Source organism: Streptomyces hygroscopicus subsp. hygroscopicus, from assembly GCF_001553455.1.
Lineage (GTDB): Bacteria > Actinomycetota > Actinomycetes > Streptomycetales > Streptomycetaceae > Streptomyces > Streptomyces hygroscopicus.
On record NZ_BBOX01000029.1, the window covers coordinates 1 to 13334 of the forward strand.

The 13334-nt window shown below is 71.1% G+C and carries 9 protein-coding genes and 3 pseudogenes; 7 read left to right on the forward strand and 5 right to left on the reverse strand.

The window, feature by feature from the left end; translation table 11 throughout:
• The 3 genes from AXW62_RS04375 to AXW62_RS04385 all read right to left on the reverse strand — a co-directional run.
• Window positions 1-288: choice-of-anchor Z repeating domain-containing protein (locus tag AXW62_RS04375; protein WP_174556347.1), on the reverse strand; the 288-nt coding region annotated here is incomplete at its 3' end.
• 973 nt (window positions 289-1261) lie between these two features.
• A complete protein-coding gene (locus AXW62_RS04380; protein WP_060943316.1) occupies window positions 1262-2149 on the reverse strand; it encodes a siderophore-interacting protein in 888 nt (295 codons plus the stop codon).
• Window positions 2150-2196: 47 nt separating this feature from the next.
• On the reverse strand, window positions 2197-3108 hold the full coding sequence (locus AXW62_RS04385) for a 5'-3' exonuclease (protein ID WP_060943317.1): 912 nt from the start codon (window positions 3106-3108) through the stop codon (window positions 2197-2199).
• A gap of 233 nt (window positions 3109-3341) precedes the next feature.
• On the opposite strand from AXW62_RS04385, the gene AXW62_RS04390 reads away from it, so the two are divergent.
• The 3 genes from AXW62_RS04390 to AXW62_RS04400 all read left to right on the forward strand — a co-directional run bounded on the left by AXW62_RS04390 (window position 3342) and on the right by AXW62_RS04400 (window position 8204).
• Window positions 3342-4490 (forward strand): quaternary amine ABC transporter ATP-binding protein, encoded by a 1149-nt coding sequence (locus AXW62_RS04390; protein ID WP_078962253.1) that lies wholly within the window; start codon window positions 3342-3344, stop codon window positions 4488-4490.
• Window positions 4483-7101 (forward strand): ABC transporter permease/substrate binding protein, encoded by a 2619-nt coding sequence (locus tag AXW62_RS04395; RefSeq protein WP_060943318.1) that lies wholly within the window; start codon window positions 4483-4485, stop codon window positions 7099-7101. Before AXW62_RS04390 ends, AXW62_RS04395 begins: the two co-directional genes overlap by 8 nt.
• A 365-nt stretch (window positions 7102-7466) precedes the next feature.
• The gene (locus tag AXW62_RS04400) at window positions 7467-8204 is read left to right on the forward strand and encodes a helical backbone metal receptor (protein ID WP_060943319.1); all 738 of its coding nucleotides are present in this window, start codon (window positions 7467-7469) and stop codon (window positions 8202-8204) included.
• Window positions 8205-8419: 215 nt separating this feature from the next.
• Here the strand turns inward: AXW62_RS04400 and AXW62_RS04405 are convergent, their stop codons facing one another.
• Complete coding sequence (locus AXW62_RS04405; RefSeq protein ID WP_244502799.1) at window positions 8420-9088, reverse strand: TetR/AcrR family transcriptional regulator; 669 nt, start codon at window positions 9086-9088, stop codon at window positions 8420-8422.
• Between the two features lie 355 nt (window positions 9089-9443).
• Here AXW62_RS04405 and AXW62_RS45420 point away from each other — a divergent pair.
• The 4 genes and pseudogenes from AXW62_RS45420 to AXW62_RS04420 all read left to right on the forward strand — a co-directional run.
• Window positions 9444-10034 (forward strand): annotated as a pseudogene (locus tag AXW62_RS45420) (alpha/beta hydrolase); the annotation flags it as partial.
• Between the two features lie 33 nt (window positions 10035-10067).
• Window positions 10068-10964 (forward strand): Vgb family protein, encoded by an 897-nt coding sequence (locus AXW62_RS45425; RefSeq protein WP_422398429.1) that lies wholly within the window; start codon window positions 10068-10070, stop codon window positions 10962-10964.
• 347 nt (window positions 10965-11311) lie between these two features.
• The gene (locus AXW62_RS04415) at window positions 11312-11977 is read left to right on the forward strand and encodes a DUF5701 family protein (protein WP_060943320.1); all 666 of its coding nucleotides are present in this window, start codon (window positions 11312-11314) and stop codon (window positions 11975-11977) included.
• A gap of 75 nt (window positions 11978-12052) precedes the next feature.
• Window positions 12053-12877, forward strand: a pseudogene (locus tag AXW62_RS04420) (alpha/beta fold hydrolase); the annotation flags it as partial.
• Window positions 12878-13113: 236 nt separating this feature from the next.
• On the opposite strand, the pseudogene AXW62_RS04425 reads toward AXW62_RS04420, so the two are convergent.
• Window positions 13114-13334: pseudogene (locus AXW62_RS04425) on the reverse strand (transketolase); the annotation flags it as partial.

Sequence of the window (13334 nt, forward strand, 5' to 3'; positions counted from 1 at the left end):
GCTCAGCCCCGTGGTCGTCGGCGTGGCGATGACGAAGAACGGCAGGGCGTTGCTGGTGGCGCCGGTGTTGGTGGTGACGCTGACCGAGACCTGTCCGGAGCAGGGCGCCGTGCTGGGCACGACGAAGGTGACCTGGGTCGCGGTGACGGAGGCCGGAGTGACCGCTGTCGAGCCGAAGTTGACCCTCGTGGTAGAGCCCAGAGAGGTGCCGTTGATCTGAACGGTGTCCCCGGGTTTGCCCTGGTTGGTGGTGGTGGTCGTGTCCACCAGCGAGGTGATGGTTGCCATGATCCTTCTCTTTCGGTCGTGCCGCTCTGCCGGGGACGCGAACGGAGGGCGGGCCGATGACTGGGGTGGCTCGCGAACCGTGTGGGACGTTCCGGTAGGGCGGGGAAGGGCGCGGGAGGACCCGCCGCCTCGGGGCCGGCACCGGAGGCGGGTCGTCCGGTGGGAAGCGACTCGGCGCCGTCGCACGGGGCGCCGTCAATCTCGCTGCTACCGATTTAAGCGATCGAGTGAAGGACGCGATAGGTGCAATTGATGCATGGCGGTATTCATGTGTAAGTAGGGATAAAAGCCCCCGGGCTGGCGATATCTGCCGTTGTGCGCTCCCCGGTGACGCGAAAGCGCGGCCCGGTGAGGAGAGAGCCGTCAGGGACCGCCCCGTCCCGGGCTCCCCAGGCGTACGCCTCGGGAACCGGGCCCCCGGGCAGCGGGAAGACCTCGTCCGGGCGGGTCAGTTGGTCCGCGCCGAGCCGGATGTCGCGGGCTTGAGCGGTGTGTTCGAGGTGGCCGACAGTGCGGGGACCGGTGATCGGTCCCGTCACCCGGCCCGGTGCAGCAGCCATGCGAGACCGACATGGGCCGGAGGACGCCCCGGCTCGTCGCAGAACGCCTCGTACGCCCGACGCGCGGGCGGTGGGCGGCGAGGCGACGGGTGGTGACCTCGGGACCGGAGCCGCGGCCGTTCGGTGGTGCGGCGCGGAATGCCGACGAGGGTGTCCATGGCCTGCCGGAAGTTATTCCACGGGGTGGTGGGCCGACCCGCTCCCCTGCGTCCGGGGCAGGGCGCCACGGCTCGCCCCCTGCCCCGTCATGATCGCCGTACTGCGCGAGACGGCGGCGGACACGCGGATACGCATCGCCTCCCTCACCGCCAACCGTGGTGCGGTACCGCGCTGCCTGGACGCGGCGGAGGCAACCCACTGGAGCGATCTGCTACCCGATCCGGTGGCGCGATCACTCGTCGGGCAGGCCCTGGCTAGGCCGCGACCCCGCCGGGCTCCGCCCCCTCCTGCTCGGCCTCGACCTGCCGGTTCCACTCCCGCTTCGACGCCTGCCAGCCGTCCTCGTCGTGGCCGCGCCGCCAGTAACCGGAGATGGACAGCCACTCGCGCGGGATCTGCCGGTCGACGCGCAGATGGCGGCGGATCTCCTTCACGAAGCCCGCCTCGCCGTGGACGAAGGCGTGCACCTGTCCGTCCGGGAACTCCAGCTCCCGGACGGCCGCCACCAGCGCCTCGCCGACCGGTGCGCCGCCCCGGTGCAGCCAGCTCACCTCGACCCCGTCCGGCACGGTGAGCTTGAGCTCCTCCTTCTCGTCCGCGACCTCGATGAAGGTGTGCACCGGCGCCCCGGCCGCGCCGCCGTCCCGGGACGCGGTGGCGGCGAGCCGCTCCAGCGCGGCGGCGATCGCGGGCAGCGCGCTCTCGTCGCCCGCGAACAGGTGCCAGTCGGCGTCGGCGCTGGGGGCGTAGGCGCCGCCCGGCCCCATGAAGAAGATCTCCTCGCCCGGCTGGACCCGGGCGGCCCACGGCCCGGCGAGCCCCTCGTCGCCATGGGTAACGAAGTCCACGGTCAGCTCGCGGGCCGCCGGGTCCCACGCCCGCACCGTGTACGTACGGGTCACCGGCCACTGGTCGCGCGGGAACTCGGCGCGGACCCGCTCCAGGTCGAACGGCTCGGGGTAGGTGGCGCCCCCGGACGGGAAGAGCAACTTGATGTAGTGGTCGGTCCACTCGCCCGCGTGGAAGTCGGCGAGGCCGTCGCCGCCCAGGACGACCCGCACCATATGCGGGGTGAGCCGGTCGGTGCGCACCACCTGTGCGCGATGCGGCGTGCGCGTCCTGCGGGCCGGACGGTCTGCCATGGCGACCTCCCTGATCAAAAAGAGTTAGGTTTACCTAACCTAACAGCTCACCCCTGGAGAGTGGAAAGGAGCCTGCGCAAAGATCCGCCCAAGCCCCAGCGCTCCGCCAGCGCCGCCACGGCCCCGGGGTCGCGCGGCGACCGCGGCAGCGCCGCGTCGAAGGCGGGCAGGGCCACGTCCGCGGCGACCCGCACCACCTTCGGGGCGACCTCGACATACGCCCGCGCCTCGGCCAGCCGCTTGCGCTGGGCGGGGGTCAGCTGGGCGGCGGGGTCGTCGACGGCGGCCATGATCCCGGCCAGGTCGCCGTGGGCGGCCAGCAGCTTCGCGGCGGTCTTCTCGCCGATGCCGGGCACGCCCGGCAGCCCGTCGCTGGGGTCGCCGCGCAGCAGCGCCAGATCCGCGTACCCCAAGCCGCCCACGCCGTACTTCTCGCGCACATAGGACTCGTCGACCAGTCGCAGCGTGCCCACGCCCTTGACCGGGTAGAGCACCCGCACCCCGCGCTCGTCGTCCACCAGCTGGAACAGATCGCGGTCCCCGGTGACGATGTCGACCGGGCCGGCTGCCCGGCCGGTGAGCGTGCCGATCACGTCGTCGGCCTCGTAGCCCGCGGCGCCCACCCGGGCGATGCCGATCGCGTCGAGCACCTCGTCGATCACCGGGATCTGCGGGGAGAGGGTGTCCGGCACCTCCTCCTGGTCCACCCCGCCCGCCTCCGGGGCCTCCTCGGCGACCCGGTGGGCCTTGTAGGTGGGGATCAGCGCGACCCGCCAGGCCGGGCGCCAGTCGGCGTCCATGCAGGCCACCAGGTCGTCCGGGCGGTGGTCCTGGACGAGCCGGGCGATGAAGTCGAGGAGGCCGCGCACGGCGTTCACCGGAGTGCCGTCCGGGGCCCGGACCGAATCCGGCACGCCGAAGTAGGCCCGGAAGTAGAGGGAGGCGGTGTCGAGGAGCATCAGGCGTCGCGTCACGCCCCTGATCATGCCTCACCGCACTGACAGGAACGCGACGATCATGTGATCTGAGTCACCGTTTGGTTTGCGCCATCGCGATCAGGGCAGGCGCGCAGCCGGAGCGAACCCGTTCAGTGATTCAACTATTGCGGCGGCCTGCGGTCCCATACCGCGCTGCTCCACGACCCGCCGGCGGGGGTGGCGGGTCGCTTTTTGTTGCGATCTGAGAGGTGCATGTGTCAAAACTGCGAGCCGAGCATCTGTACAAGGTGTTCGGCAGACGACCTGATGAGGCGGTGGCGAAGCTCGAGGGCGGTGCGGACCGTGACGAACTGCGCGCGAACGGCACGACAGCGGCGGTCATCGACGCATCCTTCGCCGTCGAGGCGGGCCAGATCTTCGTCGTCATGGGTCTGTCCGGATCCGGTAAGTCCACGCTGTTGCGCATGCTGAACGGGCTGCTGGAGCCGACCGCGGGACGCGTGCTCTTCGACGACGACGATCTGACCGCGCTCAGCCCCAGGGACCTGCGCCGGGTGCGGTCCCACAAGATCAGCATGGTCTTCCAGCACTTCGCCCTCTTCCCGCACCGCAGCGTGCTGGAGAACGCCGGCTACGGCCTCGAGGTACAGGGCGTGCCGCGCGAGGAGCGCGTCCGGCGCGCCACCGAGGCGCTGGAGCTGGTCGGCCTGGCGGGCTGGGAGAAGTCCTGGCCCGATGAGCTCTCCGGCGGTATGCAGCAGCGCGTCGGCCTCGCCCGCGCGCTGGCCACCGACGCCGATCTGCTGCTGATGGACGAGTCCTTCAGCGCGCTCGACCCGCTGATCCGCCGCGATATGCAGGACCAGCTGCTCCAGCTGCAGAAGCGGCTCAAGAAGACCATCGTCTTCATCACCCACGACCTGAACGAGGCCATGCGGCTCGGCGACCACATCGCCGTGATGCGCGACGGCCGGATCGTCCAGGTCGGCACCGCCGAGGACATCCTGGTCACCCCGGCCAACGACTACGTCGCCTCCTTCACCCAGGACGTCGACCGCAGCCGGGTGCTCACGGCCGGCGCGATCATGGCCGAACCGAGTGAGGTGCTGGGCACCGAGACCGACGACGGTACCCGGCTCGACACCGAGCGGGACGTACTGGCGGCGGCCCCCGCCACCGTCACCACGGACACCCCGATCATCGAGCTGTTCGGGCCCTGTTCGCGCAGCGGGGTCGCGGTCGCCGTCACCGACGACGACGGCGCCCTGGTGGGGGCCGTCACCCGCGCCCGGCTGCTCGCCGTGCTCGGTGAGCCGGACACCGGAGGGGGCGGGGCGACACCACCGGCCGACGGCAGGCCGGACGAGTCCCGGACCGGGAAGAAGGTGATCACCGGTGCCTAGGCTTCAGGTCGGCGACTGGATCAACTCCGGCGTCAACTGGCTCCGAGACAATCTGAGCTGGCTCTTCGACTTCATATCCAGCGTCGTCCAGGGCATGTACGACGCGGTGAACACCGTGCTCGGCGCCCCCGAGCCGCTGCTGTTCGCGGGCATCCTCGCGGTGCTCGCCTGGTGGCTGCGCGGGCTGATGCCCGCCGTGCTCGCGTTCCTGGGATTCGCCCTCATCGACTCGATCGAGTTGTGGGGCGAGGCGATGAACACGCTCGCGCTGGTGCTGGTCGCCGGTGTGATCACCATCGTGTTCGCGGTGCCGCTGGGCATCTGGGCCTCCCGCAACCGCGCGGTGAGCGCCGTGATCCGCCCGGTGCTGGACTTCATGCAGACGATGCCCGCCTTCGTCTACCTGATCCCCGGCATCTTCTTCTTCGGCCTCGGAGTGGTCCCCGGCGTCGTCGCCACCGTCATCTTCTCGATGCCCCCGGGCGTCCGCATGACGGAACTCGGCATCCGGCAGGTGGATACGGAGCTGGTCGAGGCGGCCGACGCCTTCGGCACCCATCCGCGCCGCACCCTGCTGCGCGTCCAGCTCCCGCTGGCCCTGCCCACCATCATGGCGGGCGTCAACCAGGTGATCATGCTGGCGCTGTCCATGGTCGTCATCGCCGGTATGGTCGGCGCCGAGGGCCTGGGCTCCACCGTCTTCCAGGCGATCAGCTCCGTCGACGTCGCCATGGGCTTCGAGGGCGGTATCGCGGTCGTCATCCTGGCCATGTACCTGGACCGGATGACCAGTGCGCTCAACCAGCGCGTCTCCCCGCTGGCCCGCCGCGCGCTGGCCAGGGAGCAGGCCAAGGCGCTCAGCGGCTTCAAGGTGCTGCGCTGGCGCCCCGCGACCTCCGTCGCCATGGTCGGCGTCGTCGCCCTGGCGCTGGTCGCCGGCGGGATGCACGTCTTCTCCGGGGACGAGGACGGCTCCCAGGTCTCCGCCGACGTCGGCAAGGGCCAGTCGGTCAACATCGGCTACATCAACTGGGACGAGGGCGTCGCCTCCACCTTCCTGTGGAAGGAGCTGCTGGAGCAGCGCGGCTTCAAGCCCAAGGTGCAGTCCTACGACGTCGGCGCGCTGTGGACCGGTATGGCCGCCGGCAACATCGATCTGCAGACCGACGGCTGGCTGCCCGCGACCCATGCCGCGTACTGGGCCAAGTACAAGGACAAGCTGGAGAACCTCGGCTCCTGGTACGGCCCCACCTCCCTGGAGGTCGCGGTGCCCTCGTACGTCAAGGGCGTGAAGACCCTGGACGACCTCGAGAAGAAGTCGTCCACCTTCAAGGGCAAGATCATCGGTATTGAGCCCGGCGCCGGTGAGATGAAGCTGATGCAGGACAAGGTCATGCCGGCCTACGGCCTGAACAAGAACTTCACCCTGGTCAAGGGCTCGACCGCGGCCATGCTCTCCCAGCTGGACCGCTCCTACGCCAAGCAGGAGCCGATCGCGGTCACCCTGTGGTCCCCGCACTGGGCGTACGACAAGTACCACCTCACCAAGCTGAAGGACACCAAGGGGGCCTTCGGTAAGGGCGACCACGTCGACACCATCGCGCGCAAGGGCTTCTCCCAGAAGAACCCGCAGGTCGCCCAGTGGATGAAGAACTTCAAGCTGAGCGAGAAGCAGCTCACCAGCCTGGAGTCCGAGATCCAGGACGCCGGTAAGGGCAAGGAGCAGCAGGGCGTGCGCGCCTGGCTCAAGAAGAACCCCGGCATGGTCAACAAGCTCGCCCCGGTGCCCGGTGCCGACCAGAAGGGCAAGGACGCCGGAGCCGCGCCGAAGATCGGCTACTTCCCGTGGGACGAGGACGTGGCCACCACCTACCTGTGGAAGAACGTCCTCGAGCGGCGCGGCTACAAGCCGTCGATCAAGCAGTACGACGTCGGCTCCATGTTCACCGGGATGAGCAGCGGGCAGGTCGATGTGGAATTCGACGCCTGGCTGCCGGTCGGCCAGAAACAGTACTGGGACAAGTACAAGGAGAATCTGGTCGATATCGGGCCCTGGTACGACAAAACCTCTCTCGATATCGCCGTGCCGTCCTACGTCAAGGGCGTGAAGTCCCTGGCGGATCTGAAGGGCAAGGGGTCCACCTTCAAGGGGAGGATCATCGGCATCGAACCGGGCACCGGCCAGATGAAGATGCTCAAGAACAAGGTGCTGCCGGCGTACGGCCTGGACAAGGAGTACAAGGTCAGCGACGGCTCCTCGCCGGCCATGCTGGCGCAGCTGGAGCGCTCGTACGCCAAGCACGAACCGGTCGCGGTCGTCCTGTGGACCCCGCACTGGGCGTACAGCAAGTACCAGATCACCCGGCTCGCCGACCCGAAGAAGGCGTTCGGGGCCAACAACGAGATCCGTTCGCTCGGCCACAAGTCCTTCCCGAAGAAGTACCCGGAGTTCTACGGGTGGCTGAAGAAGTGGCACATGACCAACCAGGAGCTGGCGAGTCTGGAACAGGCCGTCCAGGAGGCCGGTAAGGGCAACGAGGAGAAGGGTGTCCAGAAGTGGATGGACGCCCACCCCGGCATCGTCGACAAGATGGCGCCGGTGGCTTCCTGATCTCCGTCCGGTGGGCTGTTCCTGGCCTGCTCGGTGGGGTTTCCCGGCCCACTCGGTGAGGACCTGATCCACCGGGTGGGCCGCCCGATGACCGCCTGTGTGGTGGTTGCTCGTGTGGTGGTTGCCCGTATCGCGCCTGTGTGGTGGTTGCCCGTGTCGTGCCTGTGTGGTGGTTGCTCGTGTGGTGGTCGCGTGGTGGCCGCCCGGTGGGTTTCCGGCTCGCCGTACACGGCACGCACACAGCACCGCGGCCCGGAGCACTCGCTCCGGGCCGCGGTGCTGTGTGCTGTGGACGGGCGGCCGGGTTTGTGCCGGCTCCGTACCGGCCTGGTGAGCCGCGGGCGGCCGCGCCGTACGGTGGAGCGATGAGTCCTCGTACCCCCGTACGGCGCGTGGTGTCCCTCGTGCCCTCGCTCACCGAGGCCGTCGCCGCCACCGCGCCGGAGCTGCTGGTCGGGGTGACCGACTGGTGCACCCACCCGCCCGGCCTGGCCGCGGAGCGGATCGGCGGCACCAAGAATCCCGACACCGCCCGGATCGCCGCCCTCGCACCGGATCTCGTGATCGCCAACGAGGAGGAGAACCGCCCGTCCGACCTGGCCGCGCTGCGCACCGCGGGCCTCGAGGTCCTGGTGACCGAAGTGCGCACGCTGGAGCAGGCGTTCGCCGAGCTGGAGCGGGTCCTGGTGCACGGCTGCGGACTCGGCCGGCCCGCCTGGCTGGCCGAGGCCGAGGCCGCCTGGGCCGACGTACGGGCCACCGGCCCGGTGCGGCACGCCGTCGTCCCGGTGTGGCGGCGTCCGTGGATGGTGCTGGGACGGGACACCTTCGCCGGTGACGTCCTGGCCCGGCTGGGCGTACGGCACCTCTACAGCACCCATCCCGAGCGCTATCCCCGGGTCCCGATCCAGGAGTTGACGGCCCGGAACGCGGATCTGGTGGTGCTGCCCGACGAGCCGTACCGCTTCACGGCCGAGGACGGCCCCGAGGCGTTCCCCGGCCTCCCGGCGGCCCTGGTCAGCGGCCGTCACCTCACCTGGTACGGCCCTTCCCTGGCCGAGGCCCCCGCCGCCCTCACGGCCGCGCTGGCGGCGGCGCGCTGACGTCCGAGGGGACGGCTGTCGGCGGCGCCCGTGGGGCGGGGGCGACGGTGGCGAGGCTGGGGTTGGGGGCAACGGTGGGGCTGGGGGCAGTGTCCGTGGCGTGGGTCCGCGGACGAGGTTCGTAGGTCCGGGGGCGGCGGCCGTAGGCCCGGGAATGACGTCCGTAGGTTTGGGGGTGGCGTCCGTAGGTCCGGGGATGGCGTCCGAGGGCGGGCTCACCCCCGCGCGTAGTCGGCGAGGGCCGGTTCGAGCAGGGCGAACGCCTGGGTGGCCTCCGCTTCCAGGACCTCGGCGATCTCCGAATCGGTGTGCCCCGCGAGCGTGAGGTCGTGGATCCGGCGGAAGAGGACGCGGTGCACCCCGGCGAGCAGGGAAGCGGCTGTGCGCACGGTGATGTCGCCCGGGGATGCGCCGGTGGCCTCGGCGAGAGCGGCGGCCAGGGCCTCCTCGCGCTGGTCGTGCAGGCCGCGCAGACAGGCCGAGAGGGTGGGGCTCTCCGCGATCATGCGGGTGAAGTCCGGCCCGGCGAAACCGGCGATCGGATCCCGCGCCGCGACGGCGGAGAGAAAGGCGCGACGCAGCGCCGCGAGGGCGGATTCGCCGGGCTCCCGGGCGGCGACGGTGCGGGCGGGGCCGGAGACGAACTCGTCCTGGTGGTCGAGGGCCAGGTCCTCCTTGCGCGGGAAGTAGTTGGTCACCGTCTTCTTGGCGACGCGTGCGGCATCGGCGATCTCGGCGATGGTGGTGCGTTCGTAGCCCTGCGCCATGAAGAGTCGGGTCGCCCGATCGGAGATCAGCTGCCGCGTCTCCCGCTTCTTGGCCTCGCGCAGGCCCGTGTGGCCCGTGGCCGCGGTGTCCCGCATGGTGCTCGGCTCGATACCCATGAGCGAATCGTACCCTCGTCGTATTTTTACGTTGACACCCTGATGGCTGCGGGCCTAACTTTACGCCGGTCGTAAATTTTTCCTCGGAGGAAGGTGGGCGGCACCGGCACATCGCGCCGACGGCGCCGCCGCCCGCGGACAGCAGGGGCGCCCTCCCGGTCGGCCCGCGCGGCGGAACCCGGCCACCACCACCCACGACGGAGGACTGTTGCTGAACGTCATCACCGTTCCCGCGGCGCCCGGGGCCGCCCGAGCGGTCCGCGACCGAGCCGCCGCGCCGATCGCCGCCCCGCTCCCGGACGACGCCGATGTGCGTGGCGACTGGGTCCGCGCGCCCGGCGCGCGGGGCGGCGCGGTGATCTACGCGCACGGTGGCGGGTTCGTCCACACCATGCCCGAGGCCGAGCGGGTGATGGCCTATCGGCTGTCGCGGGCGACCGGACGGCCGGTCCTGCGGGTGGACTACCGACTGGCGCCCGAACACCCCTATCCCGCCGCGCTCGAGGACGTCCTGGCCGCCTGGCACAGCGTGCTGGACGCGGGCGTCCCCGCCGCCGAGGTCGTGCTCGCCGGTGAGTCGGCGGGCGCCACGCTGGTGCTGTCCGCCCTGCTGGAGATCCGGCGGACCGGCGGTCCGCGGCCCGGTGCGGCGGTCGCGATCTCGCCCGTCACCGACTTCGCCCTGACCGGAGCGTCGCTCTCCGCCAACGACGGCAAGGACGTGCTGAACCAGACCGTTCTCGGCTCCGTACGGGACCAGTACCTGGCCGGAGCGCCCGCCGAGGAGGCCCCGCAGTCGCCGCTGTACGGGGATCCGCGCGGGCTGCCGCCCCTGCTGATCGCCGTCGGCACGGAGGAGGTGCTCCTGGACGACGCCCGCCGCTTCGCCGAGAAGGCCGACGCCGCCGGGGTGAGCGTGCGCCTGGAGGAGTACGAGGACATGCCGCACGCCTTCCACCTGTCCGAGCGGGGCGAAGTGCTGCTGGACCGGATCGGCCGGTGGCTCGCCGACCCGGTCCGCGTCGTCACCGTCAGCCGGCCGGACGCGGGGCCCTACGCGCTCACCGGCGGCCCCGACGGGGCCCTGTGGTTCACCCTGGTCCACCAGGGCGCGATCGGCCGCAGGGACTTGGACGGCCGGATCGCCGTCCACGCCGTCGGCGCGCAGCCGATGGTGATCGCCCCCGGGCCCGACGGCGCCCTGTGGTTCACCGAGCACGGCACGCACCGCATCGGCAGGATCACCGTGGACGGCGCGACCTCCACCTTCGCTCCGCCGACCGCCGAGGGCGGTCCGTACGGGATCGCCGCGGGCCCGGACGGGGCGATGTGGTTCACGCTGGCGGGCGCCGACCGCATCGGGCGGATCACCATGGACGGCCACATCACCGAGTACTCGGCGTCCGGGGCCTTCCCGTCCGCCGTGGCGGCGGGGCCCGATGGCGCGATGTGGTTCACCCTCAACCAGGGCAACGCCATCGGCCGGATCACCATGGACGGCCGGACGGTCACCCACCCCCTGCCGACCGAGGCCGCCGCGCCGGTGGGCATCGCCGAAGGGCCGGACGGCGCCCTGTGGTTCACCGAGATCGGCGCGGGGCAGATCGGCCGCATCACGGTGGACGGCACCGTCACCGAATACCCGCTGCCCGACCGCCAGGCCCGGCCGCACGCCGTCACCAGCGGCCCCGACGGGGCGCTGTGGTTCACCGAATGGGGCCGCGGCGGCGTCGGACGCATCACCACCGACGGCCGGATCACGGCGTACGACCTGCCCCGTGCCGACTGCGAACCGCATGGCATCGCCCCGTACGGCGGCGCGCTGTGGTGCGCGCTGGAGACGGGCTCCCTGGCCAGGATCGAGGCGCCCAGGTGACGGCACGGGGCCTGCGGCGGGTCTGCGGCGGGTCTGCGGCGGGTCTGGGCCCCGGGGCCGCGTCCGGCCCCGCCGTGGCCCCTGCTCCAATCTCCGATCCGCGATCCCGGACTTTTCTGGTCCCGGCCCTTCCGAATCCGGGCGCTTCCGAATCCGGACCTTCTAAATCCGGACCTTCTAAACCCGGACCTTTCTGATCACGGGCCTACTGATCCCGAACTCTCCGATCCCGAACCCTTCGATCCCTGAACCTGCCTCGACGACCGGTCCCCGAGTCCCCGACGACGACCTGTCTCCTGAGCCCTCGCGACGACCCGTCACCCGAGCCCCCGACGAGAGGAACCCCCTTGGCCCGGACCCCCTTCGACCCGGAAGCCGAATTCGACCGCCAGGTGCGCACCCTGACCGACCTCGGCTACCCGGCGCTGTCCGGCCTCGGCCCGGAGCGGTTCGCCGCGCTGGTCGCACCGCTGCGCGCCCGCGCCGCGGCGGCCCCGGTGAGCCCTTGCGAACCCGGGGCCGACGGCCGTGTGCCCTTCCTGCTCGTCGTCACCCGGAACGTGGCTCCGATCGAGGAGACGATGCCGCGCACCACCCTGCACGGCGGGCGCCTGCCCGGCTTCGTCGACCGGACCTTCGAGCCCGGTGCGCTGGAACGGTTCGTCGCCACCGAGGAGACCGGGCTTCCCGCCCAGGACGCGTATCTGCTGCTCGAGGTCGAGCGGGGCGAGGAGTTCTGCGGCGCCGTGCCCCACGACGCCATGAACGTCATCACCGGGCGGGGCCGCACGCTTCTCACCATCGAGGAAGGGATCGCGCTCATCACCCACTTCCCGCAGGTGCTGGTCAAGAACAAGTGTTTCTCGCTGGGCGGTTCACGGTGCGGTGACCGCCGGGTCCCGGCGATCTGGATCAGTCAGAAGGCACCGAAACTGGGCTGGTGCTGGGAGGGCAATCCGCACACCTGGCTCGGCATGGCCTCGGCGGGGACCCGGGCCGCGGGCCCGGCGTAAGGAGGCCAGGCCCGGGGGACGGGTTCGGGTGTAAGGGAGCCAGGCCGGGGGACGGGCCCGGGGCGAGCGGGCTCGGCCTACGGCGCCGCCGAACACGCCCGGCGCTACGACCGGTTCGCCCGCTTCCTCGCCGCGCACGGCTATGCGGTGGTCGCCTCGGACCACCGTGGCCACGGCGCCACCGCCGAGTCGACGGGCGGCCTCGGCATCGTGGGCGAGGAGGGCGACGCCTGGCGGGCGATCGTCTCCGACCTGCGCACGGTCGGCGACCGCACCCGAGCCGAGCACCCCCGCGTCCCACTGGTCCTCCTCGGCCACAGCATGGGCTCGATGCTGGCCCGCGACTGCGCCCAGGAGTACGGACAGGAACTGGCCGGGCTGATCCTCTCCGGAACCTTCCGCTCACTGCCGGGAAGTGAGACCGAGGAGGCGCTGGCGAGCATCGGCGGGGAGATCGCGGAACGGGGCCGGACGGCGCTGTCCACCTTCACCCCGACCCTCTTCGCCTCGTTCAACGACCCGTATGAGTTCGAGACGGGCTTCGAGTGGCTGTCTCGCGACGCGGCGGAGGTGGCCGCGTACGCGGCGGACGAGCGGTGCGGCTTCGCGTTCAGCGCCGGTCTGTCCCTGGACTGGGTGCGTGGTGTGCGCAAGATCAACGATCCGCGCCACCAGTCCCGTATCCCGGCCGCTCTGCCGGTGCACCTGGCGGTGGGCACCGAGGACCCCTGCAACCAGGGGATGACGCTCGTCTATGAACTCCTCGAGGACTTCCGCTACGGCGGCACGCGGCAGCTGAGCTGGAAGGGGTACCGGGGGGCCCGGCACGAGATCCTCAATGAGACCAACCGGGAGGAGGTCCAGCAGGACCTGCTGAGCTGGCTGGAAAAGCACATCTGAACCACGGACTGAACTGACCGCACAGACCGGCCCGACCGCACCGGCCGCACCGACCGGAACGACGGCCCGACCGCACAGACCGGGCCGACCGCCACCGACCGCACCGACGCACCAACCTCACCAACCAAACCTCACCAACCAAACCTCACCAACCCAACCTCACCAAGCTCGCCAACATCACCCCAACCGGACCGCCCCGCCCCACCCCGACCCGACCCGGCGAGGGCACCACGGCCTCAGCGTCGCAGGAACCCGGCGATGCGCTCCCGCAAGGACGCCGGGTCCAGCCCCTGCCCGGCGAGATGCTCGTCGATCGTGCCGTAGCGGCGCAGCTCGCGCCGAGGGATGCCCAGGCCCAGCACCCGATGCGGACGATCGGCGAGCGTGTCGTTCACGGCGCCGATCGAGGTGCCCGCGAGATACGGCTCGACGATCACGACGTCAGCCGCGGCCCCCG